Annotated in this window: 19 protein-coding genes; 6 read left to right on the top strand and 13 right to left on the bottom strand. The window is 65.1% G+C overall.

What is annotated here, in order from left to right:
• Positions 1–128: 128 nt before the first annotated feature.
• A complete protein-coding gene (ilvA, locus tag ACQY72_RS13655; protein WP_428154212.1) occupies positions 129–1,655 on the top strand; it encodes a threonine ammonia-lyase, biosynthetic in 1,527 nt (508 codons plus the stop codon).
• A gap of 60 nt (positions 1,656–1,715) precedes the next feature.
• Here the strand turns inward: ilvA and ACQY72_RS13650 are convergent, their stop codons facing one another.
• The gene (locus ACQY72_RS13650) at positions 1,716–4,772 is read right to left on the bottom strand and encodes a TonB-dependent receptor domain-containing protein (RefSeq protein ID WP_428154211.1); all 3,057 of its coding nucleotides are present in this window, start codon (positions 4,770–4,772) and stop codon (positions 1,716–1,718) included.
• A gap of 355 nt (positions 4,773–5,127) precedes the next feature.
• The gene (locus tag ACQY72_RS13645; RefSeq protein ID WP_425985148.1) at positions 5,128–5,526 is read right to left on the bottom strand and encodes a host attachment family protein; all 399 of its coding nucleotides are present in this window, start codon (positions 5,524–5,526) and stop codon (positions 5,128–5,130) included.
• A gap of 109 nt (positions 5,527–5,635) precedes the next feature.
• On the opposite strand from ACQY72_RS13645, the gene ACQY72_RS13640 reads away from it, so the two are divergent.
• Together ACQY72_RS13640 and ACQY72_RS13635 are read left to right on the top strand one after the other, a co-directional pair.
• Positions 5,636–6,346 carry a LamG-like jellyroll fold domain-containing protein gene (locus ACQY72_RS13640; protein ID WP_428154210.1) on the top strand — a complete coding sequence of 237 codons (711 nt, stop codon included), beginning with the start codon at positions 5,636–5,638 and terminating at the stop codon, positions 6,344–6,346.
• A 79-nt stretch (positions 6,347–6,425) separates the two neighbouring features.
• Positions 6,426–7,241, top strand: a complete 816-nt coding sequence (locus tag ACQY72_RS13635) for a tetratricopeptide repeat protein (protein WP_428154208.1) — start codon at positions 6,426–6,428, stop codon at positions 7,239–7,241.
• On the opposite strand, the gene ACQY72_RS13630 is transcribed toward ACQY72_RS13635, so the two are convergent.
• The 7 genes from ACQY72_RS13630 to ACQY72_RS13600 all read right to left on the bottom strand — a co-directional run bounded on the left by ACQY72_RS13630 (position 7,238) and on the right by ACQY72_RS13600 (position 13,234).
• On the bottom strand, positions 7,238–7,765 hold the full coding sequence (locus ACQY72_RS13630) for a methylated-DNA--[protein]-cysteine S-methyltransferase (RefSeq protein WP_428154206.1): 528 nt from the start codon (positions 7,763–7,765) through the stop codon (positions 7,238–7,240). The genes ACQY72_RS13635 and ACQY72_RS13630 overlap by 4 nt on opposite strands.
• Positions 7,749–8,840 carry a bifunctional transcriptional activator/DNA repair enzyme AdaA gene (locus ACQY72_RS13625; protein WP_428154204.1) on the bottom strand — a complete coding sequence of 364 codons (1,092 nt, stop codon included), beginning with the start codon at positions 8,838–8,840 and terminating at the stop codon, positions 7,749–7,751. Before ACQY72_RS13625 ends, ACQY72_RS13630 begins: the two co-directional genes overlap by 17 nt.
• 70 nt (positions 8,841–8,910) lie before the next feature.
• The gene (locus ACQY72_RS13620; protein ID WP_428154202.1) at positions 8,911–9,105 is read right to left on the bottom strand and encodes a helix-turn-helix transcriptional regulator; all 195 of its coding nucleotides are present in this window, start codon (positions 9,103–9,105) and stop codon (positions 8,911–8,913) included.
• Between the two features lie 7 nt (positions 9,106–9,112).
• Positions 9,113–9,802 (bottom strand): hypothetical protein, encoded by a 690-nt coding sequence (locus tag ACQY72_RS13615; protein WP_428154201.1) that lies wholly within the window; start codon positions 9,800–9,802, stop codon positions 9,113–9,115.
• A 77-nt stretch (positions 9,803–9,879) separates the two neighbouring features.
• Positions 9,880–11,655, bottom strand: coding sequence for an SLC13 family permease (locus tag ACQY72_RS13610; protein ID WP_428154199.1), 1,776 nt, complete (start codon positions 11,653–11,655; stop codon positions 9,880–9,882).
• Between the two features lie 101 nt (positions 11,656–11,756).
• A complete protein-coding gene (locus ACQY72_RS13605; RefSeq protein WP_428154198.1) occupies positions 11,757–12,902 on the bottom strand; it encodes an HAAS signaling domain-containing protein in 1,146 nt (381 codons plus the stop codon).
• A complete protein-coding gene (locus ACQY72_RS13600; RefSeq protein WP_428154196.1) occupies positions 12,899–13,234 on the bottom strand; it encodes a PadR family transcriptional regulator in 336 nt (111 codons plus the stop codon). The genes ACQY72_RS13605 and ACQY72_RS13600 overlap by 4 nt, the downstream gene beginning before the upstream one ends.
• Positions 13,235–13,442: 208 nt before the next feature.
• Between ACQY72_RS13600 and ACQY72_RS13595 the strand changes: the two genes are divergently transcribed.
• Both ACQY72_RS13595 and uvrB read left to right on the top strand, forming a co-directional pair.
• Positions 13,443–16,838: a class I SAM-dependent DNA methyltransferase gene (locus ACQY72_RS13595; RefSeq protein WP_428154194.1), complete on the top strand. Its 3,396-nt coding sequence runs from the start codon at positions 13,443–13,445 to the stop codon at positions 16,836–16,838.
• 197 nt (positions 16,839–17,035) lie between these two features.
• Positions 17,036–19,264 (top strand): excinuclease ABC subunit UvrB, encoded by a 2,229-nt coding sequence (gene uvrB, locus ACQY72_RS13590; RefSeq protein WP_428156714.1) that lies wholly within the window; start codon positions 17,036–17,038, stop codon positions 19,262–19,264.
• A gap of 7 nt (positions 19,265–19,271) precedes the next feature.
• Here uvrB and ACQY72_RS13585 read toward each other — a convergent pair whose 3' ends face one another.
• The 4 genes from ACQY72_RS13585 to ACQY72_RS13570 all read right to left on the bottom strand — a co-directional run bounded on the left by ACQY72_RS13585 (position 19,272) and on the right by ACQY72_RS13570 (position 22,268).
• Complete coding sequence (locus ACQY72_RS13585; RefSeq protein ID WP_428154193.1) at positions 19,272–20,195, bottom strand: hypothetical protein; 924 nt, start codon at positions 20,193–20,195, stop codon at positions 19,272–19,274.
• Positions 20,192–20,851, bottom strand: a complete 660-nt coding sequence (locus ACQY72_RS13580) for a HipA family kinase (RefSeq protein ID WP_428154191.1) — start codon at positions 20,849–20,851, stop codon at positions 20,192–20,194. Before ACQY72_RS13580 ends, ACQY72_RS13585 begins: the two co-directional genes overlap by 4 nt.
• Before the next feature lie 258 nt (positions 20,852–21,109).
• Entirely contained in the window at positions 21,110–21,325 is a 216-nt protein-coding gene (locus tag ACQY72_RS13575) for a hypothetical protein (RefSeq protein ID WP_428154190.1), read from the bottom strand.
• 136 nt (positions 21,326–21,461) lie between these two features.
• Positions 21,462–22,268 carry a hypothetical protein gene (locus ACQY72_RS13570; protein WP_428154188.1) on the bottom strand — a complete coding sequence of 269 codons (807 nt, stop codon included), beginning with the start codon at positions 22,266–22,268 and terminating at the stop codon, positions 21,462–21,464.
• 184 nt (positions 22,269–22,452) lie between these two features.
• Here ACQY72_RS13570 and ACQY72_RS13565 point away from each other — a divergent pair, with 184 nt between their 5' ends.
• Entirely contained in the window at positions 22,453–23,019 is a 567-nt protein-coding gene (locus ACQY72_RS13565; protein ID WP_428154187.1) for a hypothetical protein, read from the top strand.
• Positions 23,020–23,236: the final 217 nt, after the last annotated feature.

The raw sequence follows: 23,236 nt of genomic DNA, 5'->3' as shown, positions 1-23,236 counted from the left end.
AGGAAATGCAAAGCCGCACCCCGCAAGCGCCGACGGCTCGGATTTGCAAAAACCGTTCCCAAGACGGCCGACTTCGCCTAGACGACAGCCCACTTCTTTGCCGCTTGAAGCCCATTCACGACATTTCCATGCAGGACACCATCCGCCGCATCCTCACCGCCCGCGTCTATGACGTGGCCGAGGAAACGCCTCTCGATCCGCTGCGCCGCCTGTCGGCGCGGCTCGACCGACCTGTCCTGCTGAAGCGCGAGGACCTGCAGCCGGTCTTCTCGTTCAAGATCCGTGGCGCCTACAACAAGATCGCCGCCCTGTCGGAGGACGAACTGTCGAAGGGCGTCATCTGCGCCTCGGCCGGCAACCACGCGCAAGGGGTCGCCCTGGCCGCCGCGCGCCGCAATACGCCTGCGACCATCGTCATGCCGACCACCACCCCCGGCATCAAGGTCGCCGCCGTCCGCGCCCTAGGCGGCGAGGTGGTCTTGCACGGCGACAGTTTCGACGAGGCCTATGCCCACGCCCGCCATCTGGAGAGCCAGACCGGCGCCGCCTTCATCCACCCCTTCGACGACCCCGACGTCATCGCCGGCCAGGGCACGGTGGGGCTTGAGATCGCCCGCCAGCACGCCGATCCCATCGAGGCGATCTTCGTGCCCATCGGCGGCGGCGGGTTGGCCGCCGGCGTGGCCGCCATCGTCAAATTCCTTCGTCCCGACACCCGCGTCATCGGCGTGGAGCCGATCGACGCCCCCACGATGAAGGCGTCCATCGACGCGGGCGAGGTCGTGACACTGAACGAGGTCGGCCTGTTCGCCGACGGCGTCGCCGTGCGCCGTGCGGGAACCGAGACCTTCCGCCTGTGCAAGGATCTGCTGGACGAGATCGTGCTGGTGGACACCGACGCCATCTGCGCCGCGATCAAGGACATCTTCGACGACAGCCGCGCCATCGCCGAGCCGTCGGGCGCCGTCGCGCTTGCGGGGCTCAAGGCCTGGGCCGCCGCCCATCCCGGCCCCGATTTCAGGAAGGGGTCGCTGATCGCGATCAACTCGGGCGCCAACCTGAACTTCGACCGGCTACGTCACGTCGCCGAACGCGCCGAGATCGGCGAGGGCGCCGAGGCCCTGCTGGCCGTGGCGATGAAGGATGACCGCGACGACTATCGCCGCTTCCTGGATACGCTGGACGGCCGGTCGGTGACCGAGTTCAACTACCGCTGGTCCGGCGACGGCGACGCCCAGATTTTCGTCGGGGTCGCCCTCAGGAACGGCCCGCACGAGCGCGACGACCTGATCGCCGCGCTGCGTTCCGGCGGCTACGCCGTCGAGGACATGAGCGACAACGAGACCGCCAAACTGCACGTCCGCTACATGGTCGGCGGCCGCACGGTGGGCCTGCCGCATGAACGCATCCTGCGCTTCCAGTTCCCCGAACGGCCAGGCGCCTTCCTGCGCTTCCTCAACAGCCTCCAGCCCGCCTGGGCCCTGACCCTGTTCCACTATCGCAACCACGGCGACGACGTGGGCCGGGTGCTGGCGGGCATCAGCGTGCCGCCGCAGGAGCAGGCCCAACTGACCGCCGCCCTCGCCGACCTGGGCTACCCCTATGTCGATGAGACCGCCAACCCGGCGTGCCGCCTGTTTCTGGACGGCGCCTGACACGAAAGAAGCGGCGACCGTCGCCGGTCGCCGCTTCCCATTTTCGGTTCGACGTTTCGCTTACAGCTTCTTGCTGAACCGCACGAAGAAGTAGCGGCCGCGCGGCGACACCGGCGTCGCCACACTGGACAGGAACGGCTCCTTGTCCGTCAGATTGTTGACCCCGACGATCAGGTCGCTCCGACCGTCGATGTCCCAGGTCAACGAAGCGTCGTGCGTCCAGATGGGATCGTTCCAGGGCGCGTCGAACGAGACGGTATTTTCGATCTCTACGCCGGCGCGGGTCTGTCTGGTCTGGTAGTTAGAGAACAGACCGGCGGTGAAGCTTCCAACGGTATAGCGCACAGAGGTGTTCACCACCCACTCAGGCGAATTCAGTTCTTCCTTGACCGGATTGGCTTGGCTCGGATCGGCGACAAACGGGAAGTTGTTGCGATCTTCGATCCAGGTGCCGCCGACGCCCAGGGCCAAAGAGCCCCATTCCGGCTTGCCGAAGGTTTCCATATCCAGACGATACTGGACGTCGAAGTCCACGCCCGAGGCTTCCAGCCCGGCGAAGTTCACCTGGCTCTGCTGGAGAAAATCGAGCCCGCCCTGCGTCAGAGAACCGGGACGGTCGTCGCGGCTCAGCAAGGCGCAATACTGGTTGGTGATGCTGGGCGCGTCATAGCAGCTGTTGACGATGTCCTGACCCGAGACTGCGGCGATGGCGTTCTCGATCTTGATGTTCCAGTAGTCGGCCGTCAGGGTGAATCCCGTCAGGAAACGGGGTTGGAACACCAGTCCCGCCGTCCACGAGTCCGAGGTTTCGGCCTGCAGATCCGGGTTGCCGCCTGCTGCGCCGAAGAATTGCGCCGTCAGGGGGTCTTCGAAATCATAGATCGTTCCGACCGTCACCCCGTAGCGCGCCAAGTCAGCCCGGCAGTTGGCCTCACGTGTCGAGGAGCCTTGGGTGATGTTCTCGGCGGAGCAGGGGTCGATCGGGCGGAAACCGGCGGTCTGCAACGGCGTGAACAGTTCGGCGATGTTCGGCGCGCGCACGGCCTTGGCCACACCGCCACGGAACCTCAAATCCCGAACCGGCGCCCAGACCAGATCGGCCTTGAAGGTTTCGGTATTGCCGATGTTGGAATAGTCGCTGATGCGCGCGGCGGCGTTCAGGGTCAGGGTCTCGGCGAAGGGCAGGTCCGCCAACAGGGGCAGGCTGATCTCGGCGAAGCCTTCCGACACTTCGAACTCGCCGGACACGGCGGCCGTGGTGGCGTAGCGGAAGGTTACGCCCTGTTCGTCGAAATCGTTCGGATCGAAGTCGCTCTGCTCCTTGCGATACTCGCCGCCGATGGCGAAGCTGATCGGGCCTCCCGGCAGGCTGAACCAGCGCTCCAGATCGCCTGACAGATAGCCCGACACCACGGTCTGCTGGATCAGGGCCGTGTCGGTCACGCGCGGCCCGACGAAGGCCGAGGCCTCCGGGCTGACGTTGCCGAATCCGAACAGGTTCAGCGGACGGCATTCCGAACCGGCGCCGGGCGTGAAGGTCTGGAACGGATTGGGCACCGGCCCTCCGAACTCGGGATAAAGGCCCGAGATGGGCGGTGCGGCCGTGGGGTCCAGCGTCGAACGGCATACGGCCTGGCCGGTCACGGGATCGGTGACCGCATCGACGGCGGCGAAGAAGCGATCCTCCAGACGCACCGGGAAGCGCGTGTCCTGCTCGGTGCGGCCATAGTTGAAGGACAGTTCGTACTTCCAGCCCAGATCCAGCTCACCGCGCGTGCCGACGACGGCGCGATAGGTGCGACGGTCGCTTTCGGATTCGGGATCGATGACATCGGCGTGGTCGCGCGACAGGGCGATCCGGGCCGTTCCGGCGACGCTGGGATCCGCCGCTATCTCGGCCGCGACCAGAGCCCGCAGATCGGCCGGGATGAACGGGTTGTCCAGCGAGATAGGAATGGAGTCGTCATAGCTGTTGTAGGGGCTGTAGTTTGTCCCCTTGCTCCACGACGCCGAGGCCTCGACGAACGGGTTGAAGAAGGTCGAGATGTTGTAGTTGGCGGTGAAGTTCAACGAATAGCTGGACTCCTTGGGCAGCAGGCTCTGTCTGTTGAACGTCTGGGCGGCGCCGTCGCCGCCCGACTGGTTCGACGAGCCGGCATACAAACCATCCTGGAACGGACGGAAGGCGCCGGTGACGGGATCCACCGTGTAGCAGCCGAAGCCCTGCTGACCGTTTCGGCTCGTCAAGCAGTCGGCGTTGACGCGAGGATTGGAGAAGGAGCCGGCCGGATCGGCGAAGCCGTCCCCGTCCAGATCGATGCCGATCAGGCCGCTGGTGCTGGAGATCGAAAATCGCGGATCGGCGATGAAGGCGCGCGGCGCCGCCGAACGGGCGCGCGCCAGCAGTCCTGCATCCGTGCCAGCGTAACGCGGAGCGCCGCCCAGCAGGATCGTGCGGCCACGGGTATTGGCCAGTGTGCGGTCTGCCGGAATCGGATCGCCGACCTGGAAGAACAGCGCCGGGTTCGTGTAGTCGTCGTATGTGCCGTTATCGCGCGAGAAGCTGCGGTCTTCGTAATAGAGAGCCGAACGCTCGTTGCCCTGAACGCCGATGGTGAAGTTGCCGCGGCCGTTGTCGAAGTTCTGACCGTGCAGCAGGGAGACATAAAATTCTTCAGCATCGCCCTCACCCGAAAGGCCGCCTTGCACCGTTACCTCGGTGCCTTCGTAGTCGTCCTTGAGGATGAAGTTGACCACGCCCGTCACGGCGTCCGAGCCATAGACGGCTGAGGCGCCGCCCGTCAGCACCTCGACACGTTCGATCAGACCGGCCGGGATGCTGCTGATGTCTACGGAGGCCGATCCGGGAACGCCCGCAACGTAACGCCGTCCGTTCACAAGCGTCAGAGTTCGCGCCGATCCCAACCCACGCAAGTTCAGCACTGCCGCACCGCCGCCAGCTTGTGCCGAACTCGTCGAGGATTGAAGCGCGGGAATACGGTCCAGCAGGTCAACGACCTGGGTCACGCCTTGGGCCTGCAACGTTTCGGCGGTCACGACCTGGATCGGTTGCGGCGCCTGCGTGACCGAAGTGGCGGACAGGCGCGAACCGGTCACGACGATTTCTCCGACTTCGGTGGGGACAGGCTCGGAAACAGTTTGGGCCTGCGCCAGAATGGGCGCTGACAGCGCGCCGAGGATCGTCCCAGCTAGCAGGATTGGTCGGGAAACCGCTTTCTTGTGCATGATATTTTCCAGAACAACGCGAGAGGAGTCGCGAAGCTGGAAGGATTTTGCCTAAGCGCAGCAATCGTCAATCAAGAATGTCAAAATGCGACATGTTCATGTTGAAACTGTCACTATTTCGCCTCAGTGGTGCTTTGACGGCATTCACGAACAAGTTTCTGTTCTTGATGACGATTACTGCGCATGATCGGCTTGGAAGCTCAGACCACCGATGCCTAAGCGGCGGTCACGCCTTGTCGATCGCCGCGGCGATCTGGTCGCTGGAATGCCCCGTCAGGTCCTTGGCGATCTCGCCGACCAGCTTGCCCTGAAGGTCCTTGTGCCAGTGCTTGCGCAGCTCACCCAGGGTCTTGGGCGCGGCGATCACCAGCAGTTCGTCGATCTTGTTGGTGACCGACCATTTGTTCAGCACCTCGGCGACGCCCATGGCGAAACCGTCTTCGGCCTGGGTGTCGTTGTCGGGATTGGCCTCATTCGAACGTCGGCCGGCCGAGCCGGAAACGCGATCCGCGATGGGGGGATTTTCCAGCGGCGTCAGCTTGATCTCCGAGGCGTTCGTGTTCTTGAACAGGGCCAGCTTTTCGCCATCGACCACCGCCACCAGCGCGCCATTGGAAAGTTTCATCGTCGATACTCCAGTCTGTAGGGATGCCGATAACGAACCGGAGCGCAGGCCGTTGCCTCACGCGACCATTCCCATAGTGTCGCGCGACAAAACCGCCGAGAGACGAACCATGCCCAACGCCCTGCCCCTGGACCGCCGCCGCCTGATGGCCCTGGGCGCATCGGGCGTCGCGGGCGCGATCCTGCCGGGGTGCGCGACGATGGGGGCCACTGCGCAGCGCCAGACGGTGTGGACCTTTGATCGGCTGAGCGACATCGGCGGCGTGGCGACCAGCGTCGAGGGCGACCCGACACTGATCGACAGCCCCTATGGTCGGGCGGTGCTGTTCGACGGCGTGGACGACGCCCTGTTCATCGACAACCATCCGCTGGCCGGCGCCGAGACCTTTACGTTCGAGGCCCTGTTCCGGCCCGACGGCGGCACCTTCGAGCAGCGCTGGTTCCATCTCGCCGAAGAGGCGCCTGCCGGCCAGCCGCCGTCCCAGACCCGGTTTCTGTTCGAGATCCGCGTGGTTCAGGACCGCTGGTACCTAGACGCCTTCACACGCGGCCCCGGCTACAACCACACCCTGATCTTTCCCGAGCGCCTCTACCCTTGCGGCCAGTGGCACCACGTCGCCCAGACCTTCGACGGCGTCATGTACCGCGCCTATGTCGATGGCGTCCTGCAGGGCGAACATGCCGTGCCGTTCAAGCCCCAGGGACCGGGTCGCGCCTCGGTCGGCTGTCGCATGAACCGGGTGAACTATTTCAAGGGCGCGGTGCGTCAGGCTCGCTTCACCCACGCCGCCCTGCCGCCCGAACGGTTTACGCGGCGCTGACGAACGACAGGGCCGGACGAGGCCTCGCCAATTCTCTCAGGTTGCGTCTATGGTCGAGAACCGAAGGGGAGAGCGGACAATGATGCTGAGGATTTTGGCTGCGGCGCTGGCGCTATCGACGGCCGCCATGATGACGGCTCCCGCGCTCGCCCTTGCGCCGGCCGCCGCCGACGCACCGCAGATGTCGCGTCAGGAACGCCAGGATCACGACCTCTTCGTCCAGGCCAACGCCGAGTTTCAACGCCGGGGCTATCCCGCCCTCGCCCGCCGCCTTCCGGCGCTTCGCCAGGCGCTGGACCGGATGCCTGCGGACTATGGCCAGTTGGTCGAACAGTCCGGTCAGCATGTGGTCAGGGTCACCGATCCAGGCGACGTGCTGTTGATGATGATCGGTCTGTCCGCAGCCGCCGCCAAGGACGGCGGAAACGCCAAGGGCGCCACGGCCTTGCCGAACGTCTATGGCGACATCGCCCTGATGCTCGCCTCCGAGGCGGTCGAGGCGCGTCGCTATGACGAGGGCATCGCCTATCTGGATCGCGTGCTGAAAGTGCAGCCGAAGAACTGGCTGTTGCTCATTGAAAAGGCCGCCGCCCTGCAAGGGCTGGCGCGCTGGAACGACGCCCTGGTGCTGGCTGACGCGGCCCTGGCGGACGGCGACATGCTGATGGTTCTGCATCGCGGCCCGTTCCATCGCCGGCGCGGCTTCAGCCTGATCGAATTGGGCCGACTGGACGAGGCCAAGGCCGCCTACGAGGCCGCGCTCGAAATCGATCCGGCGGAAGCAAACGCCAAGCGCGAACTGGACTATATCGCACAGCTGAAGGCCGGCGCCCCGCCGACCGCGCCCGAGGTGATCTCTCCCCTCTCGCCGACGCCTCGACCGCCGACCAGCTAAAGCAACCGGCCGCCGGCCTCGTGCGCCAGCAGCCAGCGTTTGCGCTCAAGCCCGCCCGCATAGCCGGTCAGCGTCCCGTTCGCCCCGATCACGCGGTGGCAGGGCACGATGACCCCGACCGGGTTGGCGCCGTTGGCCAGGCCCACGGCCCGCACCGCCTTGGGCGCGCCGATCGCGGTCGCCAGCTGGCCATAGGTGCGCGTCTCGCCGGTCGGGATGTCGCGCAGCGCCTTCCACACCGCGCGTTGAAACTCGGTGCCGCCGGTCTTCACCTCGACAGCGTCGAAGGCGGTCAGGTCGCCGCCGAACCAGGCCTCGACCGCCTGGCGCACCGGCTGCGGCGCACGGCCTTCAGTCAGTACGACCTCGCCATAGTGGCGGCGCAGCAGCAGCCGCAGCCGCGCCTCATAGTCGTGGAAATCCAGCGCCCGCACCGCGCCGTCCGCATCGATGACGACCAGCACCTCGCCCACCGGCGAAGAGATTCGGTCCAGGGTCAGATTCATCTCAGGCTGCTTGGTCATGTCGCCGTTCCTCGATCAGGGTCCAGTACAGGGCGCCGTAGGCCCGCCACGGCCGCCACCGCTCTGCGCGCGCCAGCAGTCCGACATCCGTCGTCGCCAGCCGGTCGCTGGGCGCATCCTCGCCCGCGTCGATCCAGTCGCCCGCAGGCCGCAATCCCGGCCGGGTCTCGACGGCCGCCCGCAGGACGGGATCGGCCGACAGGTCGCGCGTGATCGCTTCGGGATCGGCGGCGAGGTCGAACACGCACCGCACCCGCGCCAGCACGCCGGGCAAGGCCTTCAGCTCGCCGACCCGCGCCTCAACCGACGCCTTGCCAGTGGCGGCGTGACGCACCGTCACCGACCCATCCGTGCCGTCCACGTCGGCCCGCAGCCGCCGGATCCAGACGCCGTCGACCACCGCCTCGTCCACGACGCCGCGCATCGCCAGCGTCGTCATCATGGCGGCCCAGTCATAGGGCGGGCGATAGGACAGGCCGATCTTGACCACCCCGCCCGGTTCGCTCTCGACCTTTCGTCGCCGCAAGTCCAACGGCGCCCGGCCATACAGGGCCTGAAAGGTCTCGTTGAACCGCCGCACGCTACCGAAGCCGGAAGCCATCGCCACCTCGGCCATCGACAGGTCGCTCTCATGGATCAGCTGTTTGGCTAGCAGCACGCGCCGCGTCTGGGCCACGCTGACCGGGGCGGCGCCCAGGTGCAGGCGGAACAGGCGGCGAAGCTGTCGCTCACCCATGCCCAATCGTGTCGCCAAATCTTCCGCATTTCCGGCATCCAGCGCCCCCGCCTCGATCAGGGCCAGGGCGCGACTGACCGTGTTCGACGTGCCCCGCCAGGCGCCCATCTCCGGCGCGGTCTCGGGCCGGCAGCGCAGGCAGGCCCGAAGCCCCGCCTCCTCGGCCGCCGCCGCCGTCGGATGAAAGACCACATTCTGCCGCTTCGGCGTTCGCGCCGGGCAGACCGGCCGGCAATAGATCCCGGTCGAGGTCACGCCGGTGAAGAAACGCCCGTCGAAACGGGCGTCCCGCGCCACGACGGCGCGCCAGCAGGCGTCCTGATCCAGGGGCTGTTCCATGAGGACAGGATGCCCCGCTCGCCCCGCGATGTCTCGCGGTTTTCGGACATGGATCGGATCGGGGATCGGATCAGTCCTTGAGGAAGAACAGCCCCTCCACCGTCGTCTCCAGCGCCCGCGCCAGTTCCAGCGCCAGGACGGTGGAGGGCACGAAGACGCCGTTCTCGACCGTATTGATGGTCTTGCGCGACACGCCCGCCTTGTCGGCCAGGCCGGCCTGGGTCAGTTCGGCGGCCAGCCGCGCCTCCTTCAGGCGCGATCCCAATCTCGGATCACCCACCGCGCTCGGCCTCCCGGTCCAGCCAGGCGAATCTGAGCCCCGCCGTCGCCCCGCCGATGGCCAGCACATAGGGCAGGGCGGCGACGCCATAGGCCGGTCGCCACATGCCGAGAGCCAGGGCGACCGTCGCCCCGCCCATCAGCACCACGAACGCCAGGATGATCGCCTGCGCCCGCATCGACTGGGTCAGTTCGTCGTCCAGCAGGCTGCGATGCTTTCGCGTGGTCCAGTCCCAACCCATCACGATCAGGGGCACGACCCAGCCGTACAGGACCGGCAATGACACCTGCAGATAGTGCCCCCAGTTTCCCTGCCCGGCCAATACCTGCTGCATGGCCAGATGGGCCTGGAACATGAAGGCCAGCATGACGAAGGGGAAGATGATCAACTGACGCGTCCGCGCCTTCTGCAACTGATCTCGGCTCGTTCCCTGGCGCCGCATAAGCGCCTCCACCGACTGTCCCGGTCGGGAGCACCAGGCCAAGGCCAGCGCCGCAACCAGGATCACGGCCCCGGCGCCCGTCACCGCGCCGGCGGCGGTGGCCAGATCGCCATCGACCCGAACCCCGACCGCGACGCCGCCGATCACGGCGGCTGTGCTGACTGCCGCCAAGGCTATCGCCCAACGCCATTTCGCCGCCCGCTTCGATTCCATCAGGCGGATCGCCTGTTCGTCTTGCATGGTCTTGCCTCCCTGCGTCACAAGTAACCTTGAGGTGACATATCACCTATAGGTTACATGCCGTCAAGAGGCGATCGTCACATGGGCCAGAACAGCAGGATCGTCGGCGGGCCGATGACCAGGACCAGCAGGCTCAAGGGCGCGCCCAGCTTGGGATAGTCCGAGAATTTGTAGCCGCCCGGCCCCATGACCATGGTGTTGCACTGGTGTCCGATGGGGGTCAGGAAGTCGCATGCGGCCCCCACCGCGACCGCCATCAGGAACGGGTCGGGGCGATGGCCCAACTGCTGGGCCAGAACACCGGCGATGGGCGCCACGACCAGCACCGTGGCGGCGTTGTTCAGGAAGGGCGTCACCGCCATCGACGCGGCCATCATCCCCGCCACGGCGACGACCGGCGGAATGCCTTCGAACACCGTCTTCAGATGACTGGCGATCAGGTCGGCGCCGCCGGTCTGCTGTATGGCGTCGGACACGGGGATCAGCGCCGCGATCAGGACCAGCAGCGGCCCGTCCAGCGCCGCATAGGCGTCGCGCATCCGCAGGCCGCCCAGAGCCACGATCACCACGGCGGCGCCGAAGAAGGCGATGGCCACGGGAAGGATGCCGAACCCCACCATCACCATCGCCGCCGCCAGCACGACCGCCGGCAGGTATTTGCGTCGCTTGCCGCCCAGCCGCACCTCGCGCTCGGCCAGCGGCAGCAGTTGCAGCGCCGTCAGCACCTTGGGCATCGCCGCCTCGGACCCCTGAAGCAGCAACACATCGCCCGCCTGAAGCTTGGCCGTTCTCAGATGCTGCGTCAGCTCATAGCCGCTGCGCGACACCCCCAGAAGGTTCAGACCGTGCTGGCCGTAAAGGTCCAGCTGGCGCACGGACTGGCCCGTCAGCGGGGATTTGGCGCCGACCACCGCCTCCACCAGATTGACCTCGTCCTTGGCCTGTTCCAGCAGCACCGGCCGGTCGCCCCGCACCAGGGTCAGCTTGGTCGCATCGATGAAGGCTTCCAAGGCCTCGTGGTCGCCCTTCAGCAAAAGGGTGTCGCCCGGCTGGACCACCGTGTTGCCACGCGGCCTGGCGCGCCGCTTGCCGTCCCGGATCAGGGCCATGACCTCGACCGCGTCGGGCGCCAGCGCCACCAGTGCGGTGATCGTCGTCGGCGCCCGCATCCAGTCGTCTGGCGCGCGCGCCTCGGTCAGATAGGCGTTGGCCGAAAGGGCCGCCGACAGGCCCAGCGCGCCGGTTCGATCCTTGGGCAGCAGCCGATAACCGAACGCCAGGAACACCAGCGCCGCCGCCGTCAGCGCCAGACCGACGGGTGCATAGTCGAACATCTGGAACGGTTGGCCGACGATGTCCTGGCGCACCTCCGCGACCAGGATGTTGGGCGAGGTGCCCACCAGGGTCACCATCCCGCCCGCCATAGCCCCGAACGCCATCGGCATCAGCAGGCGCGACTGGGGCGTGCCGATCCTGCGCGACACCTGAAGCGCCACCGGCATCATGATGGCCAGGGCCCCGACATTCTTGGTCACCATGGACAGCAGGGTTACCGCCGTCGTCAGCACCGGAACCTGGCTGCGTTCGGTCTTCAGGTGCGGCAGGACCCGCTTCAAGGCCATCTCGACGATGCCCGAACGCGCAAAGGCCGCCGACACCACCAGGGCGCAGGCGATGATCACCGTCACGTCGTTGGCGAAGCCGGCGAACGCGTCCTCCGCCGGGATCACGCCGATGGCGAGACCCGCGACCAGCGCCGCCAGCGCCACCAGATCATAGCGGAAGCGGCCCCAGATGAAGGCCGCCACCGTCAGGCCCACCAGGCCGAACGCCAAACCCTGTTGTAATGTCACGCGATAACCCAGCCCCGATGCGGTCCAGAACGGCGCCGCTTGGCCCCAACGGCGCAACCGCCTGAAGGTTCAGCCCCTACCGTCGCGGAAGGGGCTGATTTTCAGCGACCGACGATAAGGCGCGCCCCCGCCCGAACCACCCGCACCACCTCGGCCGCAAAGGCCCAGGCCACCACGACCATCAGGATCGTCGCCACACCGCCGACGTCCTCGCCGGAACGGCCGATCAGCACCCGCACCCGCTCCACGAAGTCGGTTACGGTTCCGACCCAGATCAGCGGCGACAGCGCCGACCAGAACCAGACCCACAGCAGGCCCCAGGCCGCCGCAATCCCGAACGCCAGATCGCCCAGCGCCGTCAGACGCACGTTTCCGCCCGACGCCGCCCGCATCAGGTCGAACCCGACACGACAGGCCGCGAACAAGGCGACCGGCCAATAGGCGACCCGCACCATCTCGCCCAGGATCCGCCCGTAATCGACGCCGTCGACGACGCCCGCCAGATCCTCTGGCCGGATCGGCGCGACCTGCAGCAGGCCCGTCCACCACAGCAGCACGACGGCCCAGCCGATGGCGCTGGCTACCGCGCGGGCCACCGGCGACATCTCGGCGCTCTTGCGCACCTCCGCGCCGGGCTTGGCCTCGGGTTTTGCCTTGGACGAAGACCAGTCGCCGCGCGCCAGCCGTTGGCCCCACTGATCGGCGTCGAAATCGCCGCCCAGTTCGAACAGGCCCAGATCCTTGACCCGCCACCTCGCGATGAAGTCCGGCTTCTTCTCCTGCCGCTCCAGCACGAAGCCGGCGACGGTCAGCAGTCCGATGATGGTCACGGCCCCGCTGAACAGGCTGGCGATGCCCTGCCCGATCGCCTGGCCCACATAGACATCGCCGACCAGCACCCGCACGGCCAACCCGACCAGGGTCACGCAGGCCATGACCGACAGCCCGACCTTCACCCCGAACATCCACCAGGGATAGAGTTCCGGCCCGATCAGCGCCTGGGGGCCCGAGCGATAGCGCGCCGCCACGGTCAGCGGATGCCCGACCTCGCGCAACAAGGCCTCGACCTCGTCGTCGCTGGGCGCACGACCCAGCCGCGCCTCAAGCGCCTCCAGCCGATCCATGATCTCGTCGCGCAGCTCAGCGACGATGTCGTCGCGACTGTCCTTGGGCAACTGCGCCGCCAAGGCCTTCAGATAACGTTCGACCAGGTCCATGCCCGTCTCTTCCTCTTTCCCGGTGTTCACAGCATCTTCTCCAGCGAGGCCGACAGGCCGCGCCATTCGGTCGCGAGCCGTTCCAGCATCGCCTCGCCGCGCGGCGACAGGCGATAGAAGCGCTTCTTGCGCCGCTCTTCCTCGCGCCATTCGCTGTCGAGGAGGCCCTGACTCTCCAGCCGGCGCAGCAGCGGATAGAGGGTGCTCTCCTCCATCTCGACCCCGACCTCGCCCAAGGCGACCCGCAGCGAATAGCCGTATTGCTCGCGCCGCAAGCTCGCCAGCACCGCCAGGATCAACGACCCCCGCCGCAGCTCCAACCGCAAGCTCTCGAACAGCAGCGCCTCATCATTTTCGCTCACGCGCCATCTCCTTGCATCACATAGTGTGTGATACACAGTGTATGCGGCATACTGTGTGAGGGAGTCAAGCGATGGAAAAGCGTCCCAATGCTTCCAAGGGCGGCCTTAAGCTCAACCTTGGGCTGACACAGGTTGCGACCAATCAACCTTTAATTGTATTCACACATCTTGAGCCTGTAGCGGGAGGCTCGGCCTTTGGGGTAAGGCTGTGCAGTGGGAAGAATTCACGGTGCGTTGGCGCGATTTGGCCGGCGGGGCCGAACGCGCCGACTATCAGATGTTTCTGGGCGAGCTTTGCGACGTCCTCGGGCTGCCGCGCCCCAATCCGGCCAGCGCCGACATCAGGCCGTGGTACCGCTTCGAGCATCCCGTCCAGGGCGATAACGGTCAGCCGAAACGCATCGACCTCTACAAGCAGGACGCCTTCATCCTTGAGGCGAAGCAGACGCGGCTCAAGGGCAAGGATAAGGCCATTCCCGGCCAGATGGATTTGCTGACGCCCGAACAGGACGCGGTCCAGACCAGAGCGCCCGCACTGGACGCCCTGCTGAAGAACGCCTTCGTCCAGGCGCGAGAATACGCCTGGCGGCTGGACCCCGACCACGACCGCCCGCCATTCATTCTGGTCTGCGACGTGGGCCGCAGCCTGGATGTCTACGCCGACTTCACCGGCCAGGGTCGCGCCTATCGTCCATTCCCGAACGCCAAGACGAATTCCATCGCCTTGGCGGATCTGGGCGATCCCGAGGTGCAGGATCGGCTGCGCGCCATATGGACCGATCCGCATTCGCTAGACCCCGCCCTGAAGCGCGCAAAGGCGACGCGAAGCATCGCCGGACATCTGGCCGAGGTCTCGAAAAGCTTGGAGCGCGAGAAGCATCCGCCGCAGGAGGTGGCGACCTTCCTGATGCGCTGCCTCTTCGCCATGTTCGCCGAGGATGTCGGCCTGCTGCCGTCCGACAGCTTCACGGCCATGCTGAAGAGGGCGCAGGACAATCCCGACCCAAACGCCTTCGTTCCGTTGGCGTCCCAACTGTTCGAGGCGATGGACGTGGGCATGTTCGCGTTCGGCCTGGACGCGCAGGTGCGTCGCTTCAATGGCGCCTTCTACAAGAACCGCCGCGCCTTTCCCTTGAGCCGCGAAGCCCTCGGTGCCCTGATCGAGGCCTCGAAGGCCGACTGGAAGGAGGTCGAACCGGCCATCTTCGGCTCCCTGCTGGAACAGGCGTTGAATCCAAAAGATCGGTCGCGTCTGGGCGCGCACTATACGCCTCGGCCCTATGTCGAAAGGCTCGTCAATGTCACGGTGATCGAGCCGCTGCGCGGGGATTGGGAGGCGGTTCAGGGCGCGACCGAACAGGCCAAGACCGAAGGCGATCTCGCCGCCGCTGTGCGTGTCGTCGCTGAATTTCATACCGCGCTGACCGGCATCCGCGTGCTCGACCCTGCCTGCGGTACGGGCAATTTTCTCTATGTCACGCTGGAGCTGATGAAGACGCTGGAGAACGAGGTGCTTCACCTTCTCTCCGCGCTCCAGGCCGAGGCCGGTCTCAAACCTGACCTTCTGCGCCGCGACATTCTGCCGAGCCAGTTCTTCGGGCTCGAACTGAACCCGCGTGCGGCGGCCATCGCCGAACTGGTGATCTGGATTGGCTATCTCCAGTTCCTCTATCGCAACGGCGACATTTCGACTCGCGATCCTGTGCTTGAGGACTATGGCGCCATCAATCCCGTCGCTAGCCGGCGAACGCCGGCCGATCCCTTCGTCGACGCCGTCCTGCTGCATGACGGGCCGATCGTCGGAGGCGGCGGCGACACCTATCCCAATCCCCGCCTGACGCCTTGGCCCGCTGCGGACTTCATCGTCGGCAATCCGCCCTTCATCGGCGGCAAGGACATTCGCGCCGAGCAGGGCGACGCCTATGCCGAGGCGCTGTGGAAGGCGCACCCCGCCATGAACGACAGCGCCGACCTCGTCATGTACTGGTGGGATCGCTGCGCGGCGATCCTGACGGCCAAGGCCTCCAGACTGCGCCGTTTCGGCCTCGTCACGACAAACTCCGTCACACAGGTCTTCCAGCGTCGGGTCATGCAGCGGTGGATGAACGCCAAGTCGCCCTTGTCCTTGGTCTTCGCTATCGACGACCATCCCTGGACCCGCGCGACCAAAGACGCCGCCGCCGTCCGTATCGCCATGACCGTCGCTCAGGCCGGAGCGCACGAGGGGCGGCTGTTGACCGTCTCGCGCGAGGCTGCGCTGGACACCGATCAGCCGGAGATCGAAACGAAGGAACGCATCGGCGTCATCAACGCCGATCTGACGGTGGGTGTGGACGTCACCAGGGCCGCGCCGTTGAAGGCCAATGACGGCCTGTGCTCGCCGGGCGTGAAGCTCCACGGCGCCGGCTTCATCGTCAGCCGGTCGGAAGCCGAGCATCTCGGCCTGGGCCGCCGCGTCGGACTGGAGGCCCATATCCGCCCCTATCTCAACGGGCGGGACATGACGGCCCGTAGTCGCGGCAAATGGGTGATCGACCTGTTCGGCCTGCCCGTTGAACAGGTGCGCGATGCCTATCCTGAGGTTTATCAGCATCTGGCGCAGACGGTAAAACAGGAAAGAATCACCAACAATCGGGCCGCCTATCGTGACAACTGGTGGATTTTCGGGGAACCCCGCAAGGAACTTCGCCCCGCACTTGAGCGCATACCGCGCTATATCGTGACGGTGGAGACGGCCAAACACCGAGTGTTCCAGTTTCTTGACGCGAGCATTTTGCCGGACAATCGACTGGTTTGCTTCGCATTATGCGACGCCTCATCACTGGCGACATTGAGTTCCAGCATTCATGTTGCCTGGGCTCTAGCGACCGGTGGCAGTCTTGAAGATCGACCGATCTATACCAAGAGCCAAGGGTTTAACCCTTTTCCCTTCCCCGCTTGGACCGATGCTCAACGCGCCGCCTTGGCGCAAGCGGGGGAGACGCTTGACGCTTTCCGCAAGCAACGTCTGGCGGAGCAGCCGCAGCTGACCTTGACCCGCCTCTATAATGCGCTGGAGGGCCACCGCGCCCACGTCGCCACGGGGCGAGTGATGACGCCAGAAGAGGCCGCGGACTTCGATGCCGGCTCGGTCCTGATCCTGGACGAGATCCATAACGACATCGACCGGCTGACGCTGGAGGCCTACGGCTGGCCCGCCGAGGAGAGCTCTGAGGATCACCTCGCCCGTCTCGTGGCGCTGAACGCCGAACGCGCGACCGAGGAGGCGCAAGGCCAGATCCGTTGGCTGCGTCCCGACTATCAGGCGCCGCGTTTCGCCCCTCGTCAGGCCGCCGGCGCCGACACGCGCGACCTGATCGGAAATCTGCCAATGGCCAAGGTCGCTCGCCTCACCTTCCCTCCGGATCGTACGGGCCAGCATCTGGAAGTGCTGTCGCGTCTGCATGCCGCCCGCCGCCCCCTATCCGCCGCCGACATCGCCTCCACCTTCAAGGGGCGCGAAGTGTCGCGTCGCGTCGATGGCGCCCTACAAGCGCTCGCGAGACTGGGATACGCCGAGCCCACGCCCGACGGCCGCGCCTATCACGCGCGCCGCGCGGCCTGACAAGCGGGTCGCAACCGTCTGGGCCAAGGCGCGCTATGGCGTGACCCATTCGCACGCACTAAGTTCTGTTCATGAACCGTTCTTCGACGCCGAAGCCCGCCGCCGCCAAGCCGGCCAAGCCCGTTCACGTGCCCAATCCGGGGGTGCAGGAGGCGTCGGCGCAGTTCGTGCGCGATACGGGCAAGTCGGCGAAGTCGATGCCGATGTTCGCTCCGGTCACCGGCCCGCGCCTGACGCCGGAGGAGCCCATCGCGGCGCCGGCCGACTGGGTGCCGCACCGCCCCTCGCACGAGGGCAAGAAGAAGGGCGGCCGCTTCCGGCTGGAGACGAAATACACCCCCGCCGGCGACCAACCGACCGCCATCGCCGAACTGGTGGCCCAGGCGGGCGAAGGCGACCGCGACCAGGTGCTGCTGGGCGTCACTGGGTCTGGCAAGACCTTCACCATGGCCAAGGTCATCGAGGAAACCCAGCGCCCGGCCCTGATCCTGGCCCCGAACAAGACTCTGGCGGCCCAGCTCTACTCCGAGTTCAAGAGCTTCTTCCCCGACAATGCCGTCGAATACTTTGTAAGCTACTACGACTACTATCAGCCAGAAGCTTACGTTCCGAGAACTGACACTTACATTGAGAAGGATTCGTCGATCAATGAGCAGATCGACCGGATGCGGCACTCGGCGACGCGGGCGATACTGGAACGCGAAGATGTCATCGTCGTGGCGTCGGTGTCCTGCATCTACGGCATCGGGTCGGTGGAGACCTATACGGCGATGACGTTCACGCTGAAGGTCGGGGACCAGATCGATGAGGGCAAGCTGCGGGCCGATCTGATCGCGCTGCAGTACAAGCGCAACGACCTGAACTTCGACCGCGGCATGTTCAGGAAGCGCGGGGACGTGATCGAGATCTTCCCGGTCCACCTTGAGGACCGCGCCTGGCGCATCAGCCTGTTCGGGGACGAGCTGGAGGCGATCCAGGAGTTCGATCCCCTGACCGGCAAGAAGACCGCTGACCTGACCGAGATCACCGTCTACGCCGCCAGTCACTATGTCACCCCGCGCCCGACGCTGAACCAGGCGACCAACGGCATCAAGGCCGAGCTGAAGGAGACGCTCGACTGGATGGTCGAGAACGGCAAGCTGCTGGAGGCGCAACGCCTCGAACAACGCACCCGTTTCGACCTGGAGATGATGGAGGCCACCGGCAGCTGCGCCGGCATCGAGAACTATTCCCGCTGGCTGACCGGCCGCGCCCCCGGCGAGCCGCCGCCGACCTTCTTCGAATACATCCCCGACAACGCCCTGCTGTTCGTGGACGAGAGCCACGTCACCATCGGCCAGATCAACGGCATGTTCCGGGGCGACTACCGCCGCAAATCGACGCTGGCGGAATACGGCTTCCGCCTGCCCTCCTGCATCGACAATCGCCCGCTGAAGTTCGAGGAATGGGAGGCCATGCGCCCCCAGACGGTGCACGTGTCAGCCACCCCCGGCCCGTGGGAGATGGAACAGGCCGGCGGCGTCTTCGTCGAACAGGTCATCCGCCCCACCGGCCTGATCGACCCGCCGGTCGAGATCCGCCCCGTCTCGGGCAAGACCCGCAACCAGGTCGACGACGTCATCGACGAGGTCAAGGCGACGACCGCCAAGGGCTACCGCAGCCTGGTCACCACCCTGACCAAGAAGATGGCCGAGGATCTGACCGAATATATGCATGAGCAGGGCATCCGCGTCCGCTACATGCACTCCGACGTCGATACGCTGGAGCGGATCGAGATCCTGCGCGACCTGCGTCTGGGCTCGTTCGACTGTCTGATCGGCATCAACCTGCTGCGCGAGGGGCTGGACATCCCCGAGTGCGGCCTGGTCGCCATTTTGGACGCGGACAAGGAGGGCTTCCTGCGCTCCGAGACCTCATTGATCCAGACCATCGGCCGCGCCGCGCGCAACGTGGACGGCCGTGTCATCCTGTACGCCGACCGCATGACCGGCAGCATGGAGCGCGCCATCGCCGAGACCGACCGCCGCCGCGAACGCCAGGTCGCCTACAACACCGAACACGGCATCACCCCCGAGAGCGTCAAGCGCGACATCAAGGAGATCATGGCCAGCCCCTATGAGTCGCGCGAGATGGACCGGATCACCCGGCCGGGCGTGGCCGAGGCGTCCAAACCCTTCGTCGGCTCCAACTTCCAGGCCGCCCTGCGCGACCTGGAAGGCCGCATGCGCGAGGCCGCCTCCAACCTGGAGTTCGAGGAAGCCGGCCGCCTGCGCGACGAGATCAAGCGCATGAAGCTGATGGACCTGGAGTTCGCCAACGAAGCCCTGACGGGGGCGGGGGAAGAGGTGGACAAGTCGGCGCCGAAGCGCTGGCGGGCGGATGCGGCGGCGGAAGCGCAGGAGCGGTTCAGGAAGGGGCGGCTGTAAGGGGGCTCTAAGCGGCTTCCAGCTTGAGAATATGCTCTCCAATTTCCCTAACTGTTGCCATCGGAAGTAGCCTTATTTGCTTACTATCAGCTTCTTCCTCAAGAACGTTTAGAGCTAATTTTAGATTGTTATGCTGAACATCACTCAATTGAGGATCATTTTTTAACGGAGCCTGGACGATCATTTCATGTTTTCGCTTCAACATAGATCCTTCCTCGCGGCCCATTTCCACGCTTAGATCCCACATCCTTCTCTTTATGTTTGTAACAGACTGAGAACGACTTGCGAATAAAGTTCCAAAATTCGCTACTACCTTAACACCCGCGTAATCGATCGCAGCCTCATAAGAAGGACGGCGCCTACCTGATTTCGAGACGAGCGGACTAAAATATCTTGCGTATGTTGGTCTTTGATCAGCCACATATTCCCAAACCAGAAGCGGCAACCGCTCCTTTGAACCAGAAACGGCCTGTGGAACGACTTTATTCGCCACGATCTCGGCTTGTTCTTGTATTGTCAAATGCTGCTCAGCAGGATGCTCGAAGAGCGGCGATGACGCTTCTAACCATCTCAAAGCCAGTGACCTCCAATCACTTGCCTCTGCATCGCGGAAATCACCGAGATGAACGCCAGACACTGGTGACTCGAAATCTCTCACAGCGCCCACGCCATCCGTCAAAAGTCTCGCCTGGATCGCCTCCAAAGCAACCGAAGCCGCGAATATCGCGTCCTCGGAACGACCCGCAAATAGGCACTCGAGCTTGTTGAGACGATTAGCAGCTAAAAGATGCGCCTCCCGCTCGTCAGTGACAATCAAACCTATCGTCAGCCGGTCTTGGGAGAATTGGACCGGGTGAAAAAGAATAGGGGCCCAGCGAAAGCGCTTGTGGTCTTTGGCTACCGGAAAATCAGCGACGTTGAGATCCATCATGCAACCAAAACACTGAGTGCAGCAGCGGTAATAGATGGGAGGTGAGTTCGACGATCTTTTATGAATGCCGTTACAGCATCTTGCTCCGTAGCAGAAAGGAAACGTCTCGCTTGGGAAAGAGAAACGGCCGTATCTAATAGCACATCAGGAAGCACAACTCGCTCCACAGCCCTCTTCGCTACGACCATGCGCTGGTCAACAGGAATTTTTGGTGTCAGCCATACGGAGATTTTGTTCTGATACGCGGCAGAAGGATCCAAGGCTGTCGCGACCCAAGACGGACCACTAAAACAGCGCCCATGATCAATCATCCAGAAACTTCCGCCATCGACCAACACATTTCCAATATTACGATCAACATTTGCACACCAAGTATCAACACAGTATAGGGCGTCGATATCTTTCCACTGTACGATGCGTTGAACGATGGCGTTATAAACGCTCTGATCAGCAACATTGTAGAATTGCTTCAGAGAAGGTGCCTCCGCGTCTTCGCTAGCCAGTACAAAGGCTGAGCCGTCAGCGGCAGTAGGTGCCTTGCCGACAGGCATGATCCCAATCGGCACCATAGCAAGGTGTACGCGCGGCATGGGCAAACCTAGCGCTTGGCCCAGCGCAGCCACCAAGAGCTCATTCGCCAATTCGCGAGCATCCAAGTCCTTTATTTAAGCCAGTTTGATATCGCCCGACGCGAGCAGAACCTCCCCATGAAAAGTGTCATTAACACCTTTGTGTGCGATCGGCTTCGCACCCCTTTGTACGGTAGCTAAGCCAATCTCAAGACTGGGGTGCGAAGCGGCACCCGGGAAGGGAACGACGTTGTCGCTCATCAAATAATGCCTGCTTATTATTGGTGAAGCGCAGTCGGCACGCTGAGACTGCAAACTTTATTCCGTCAGATTGTAGACCAGAAGTCAACGCAACAGCCGACCCTGCGATGATTCGAGGAAGATCGCGTTGCTGAGCCTTAAACCAAGTCGAACTTTACGCCCACCCCAAGGCCGGCGCAGCGCGTCTAAGGTGGCGTCACAGCGTCCAACTCCAAGGAAATGTTCAAATCGCACGCGGCCGGTCTCCATTTTGGCAGCATTGGCGGTACAGATCAGTCTGCGGGTGTTGATGGTTGCCATGATCCGTCTCCCCGTGAGGAGAAAGCGGGCTGACGCGCGTATGACGGATCGGTTCGACGTAAGCCGCTGAGGCCTGCCCTCATTCGACCTCGCTCCGCTCGCCCACCTTCTCCCGCAAGGGGAGAAGGATCAGGCCTCACAACTCATCCAGCGTCTTCTCCCACTCCTCCATCGTGACGATCCCGCGCCAGGTGCCCAGATAGAGGTCGATCCCCTGGGAGATGCGGCGGTCCTGTTCGCGCTCGATGACGGGGTCGAGGCCGGCTTCGCGGAGTTGGGCCTCAAGCGCGGCGATGCGGCGGTCCAGCTGGACGCGGCGGGCCAGTTGGGCCTCACCCCATTCATCGTTGGCGCGCTCAAGCTTCTGTTTGACCTGCCAGTACTGGCCGCGCAGTTCCCAGTCGCTCTTGTCGCTGGTGTTCATGGCGAAGCGGTTCTCGGCCTCGGCGTGGTTGGTCAGGATGTCGAAGACCAGTTTCAGGGGCGCGGTCTTGAGCGTCAGGCGGGCGCCGCGCGACGAGGCGCTGCGGTCGGCCAGTTTGCGATAGGTCTCGGCCAGGGCCGCCAGGGCGCGGGCCTGGGTGAAGTCCTGGGCGTGGAGGGCGCGGCCCGAGGCCTGGGCCGCAGCCTCGGCCAGGGCGGCGGGGTCGTTGGGGTCGGATTCGGGGGCGTCGGGCGCATCCTCGAACGGGCCGAACTCGTCGGTCGGAACTGGCGCAGGGGCGTCGGGCGTGGGCGATGACGCCTTTGCGGGCCTGGCCGGCGACCGGCGCGGGGCGTGGAGGTATCGGGACCAGCCCTCCTTCGTCGCGCGGGCGCGCAGGGCGGGCACGGTGACGTCGTAGCGGGCGGCGACCTGACGGGCGTCGTCGCCGGCGAGGTAGTCCTTGCGGATCTGGCTCCAGATCTCGGGGGACACGATCTTGTATCTGCGTTTTTCCATGCCGCCAGTATGGGGCGGGCGCTACCTCAGGCCGGAAGACGGCCGATTTTCGATGTCAAACCGCTGATTTCATACAGATCGACATGTAAAGTTGGACGCGCCAGCCAGCGTAATGACGCTGCTTGCCCCTCACCTCTCCCCGCCTGCGACCGATGCTGACGCAGGGGTGGAGCACAAGTGGCGAATGAGCCAGGGCATACATCGCAAGATCCGGCCGGACGCCGTCTGGGCCGAGGTGCGCAAGGCGTGGGAGGACGGCGAGACGGCGCGGTCCGTCGCCGCACGCTATGACGTGGGGGTCCATGCCCTGTGGAAGCGGCGCGAGGCGGAGGGGTGGAAACGGCCCGATCCGGCGCAGGCGGGGCCGATCGAGCCGGCGGAAGGCTGGGACCGGCATATCCAGGCGCGGCGCGACGCCTTTTCCGCACAGCTGGAGGAGGCGCGGGCGCTGGCGGAATGTCTGGCGGCGGCGATGCGGGACGAGCGGCTGACCAGCGCGCCGCACTGGCATATTCCGTGGCTGTATCATTGGCGGGCGACGCATCTGGGGCCGGAGGCGACGGCGCGGGATCGGGCGCGGGCGCGCGAGACGGGACAGCCGTGGGCGGAGCGGTTCTGGGACGACGACGGCAGGCTGAAGCCGCTGGCTTGGCTGGATCTGGAGATGGCGCGGCTGCATCCCGAAGAGTGGCGCGCGGCCATCGGACTGCCCGACGGCCTGCCCGAGGCGGCGACGCGATACGCGCCCTGATGTGTGCGGCAGTTGACTTATCGGCGATAAGCGCCCATTTGCGCTGCGTCGCACAATCGCGATCTCCGGCGTCTCCAGCGCGTGTGGGTCTGATCCAGACCTGTCTGTAGAAGCCGCCGGCCCCTCATATCCATTCGCTGCCCGGACACGCGGGGCGGCGCCCGATCCACCCCGCAGGCCTCGTTTTCGAGGCCCCGTCGGGACTGGCGGTGCGCGG

The organism is Brevundimonas sp. (assembly GCF_965279155.1).
Taxonomy (GTDB): Bacteria; Pseudomonadota; Alphaproteobacteria; order Caulobacterales; family Caulobacteraceae; genus Brevundimonas.
The sequence above is the reverse complement of the archived record's forward strand: the minus strand, read 5'-3'. Positions and strand labels throughout refer to the sequence as shown.

Coding starts and splice junctions, on each gene's coding strand:
- ACQY72_RS13575 (WP_428154190.1), bottom strand. CDS start 21,325: ATGGCAACCATCAACACCCGCAGACTGATCTGTACCGCCAATGCTGCC.
- ACQY72_RS13565 (WP_428154187.1), top strand. CDS start 22,453: ATGAGCCAGGGCATACATCGCAAGATCCGGCCGGACGCCGTCTGGGCC.
- ACQY72_RS13635 (WP_428154208.1), top strand. CDS start 6,426: ATGATGCTGAGGATTTTGGCTGCGGCGCTGGCGCTATCGACGGCCGCC.
- ACQY72_RS13640 (WP_428154210.1), top strand. CDS start 5,636: ATGCCCAACGCCCTGCCCCTGGACCGCCGCCGCCTGATGGCCCTGGGC.
- ACQY72_RS13625 (WP_428154204.1), bottom strand. CDS start 8,840: ATGGAACAGCCCCTGGATCAGGACGCCTGCTGGCGCGCCGTCGTGGCG.
- ACQY72_RS13570 (WP_428154188.1), bottom strand. CDS start 22,268: ATGGAAAAACGCAGATACAAGATCGTGTCCCCCGAGATCTGGAGCCAG.
- ACQY72_RS13645 (WP_425985148.1), bottom strand. CDS start 5,526: ATGAAACTTTCCAATGGCGCGCTGGTGGCGGTGGTCGATGGCGAAAAG.
- ACQY72_RS13585 (WP_428154193.1), bottom strand. CDS start 20,195: ATGATGGATCTCAACGTCGCTGATTTTCCGGTAGCCAAAGACCACAAG.
- ACQY72_RS13615 (WP_428154201.1), bottom strand. CDS start 9,802: ATGCAAGACGAACAGGCGATCCGCCTGATGGAATCGAAGCGGGCGGCG.
- ACQY72_RS13630 (WP_428154206.1), bottom strand. CDS start 7,765: ATGACCAAGCAGCCTGAGATGAATCTGACCCTGGACCGAATCTCTTCG.
- ilvA (WP_428154212.1), top strand. CDS start 129: ATGCAGGACACCATCCGCCGCATCCTCACCGCCCGCGTCTATGACGTG.
- uvrB (WP_428156714.1), top strand. CDS start 17,036: ATGCCGATGTTCGCTCCGGTCACCGGCCCGCGCCTGACGCCGGAGGAG.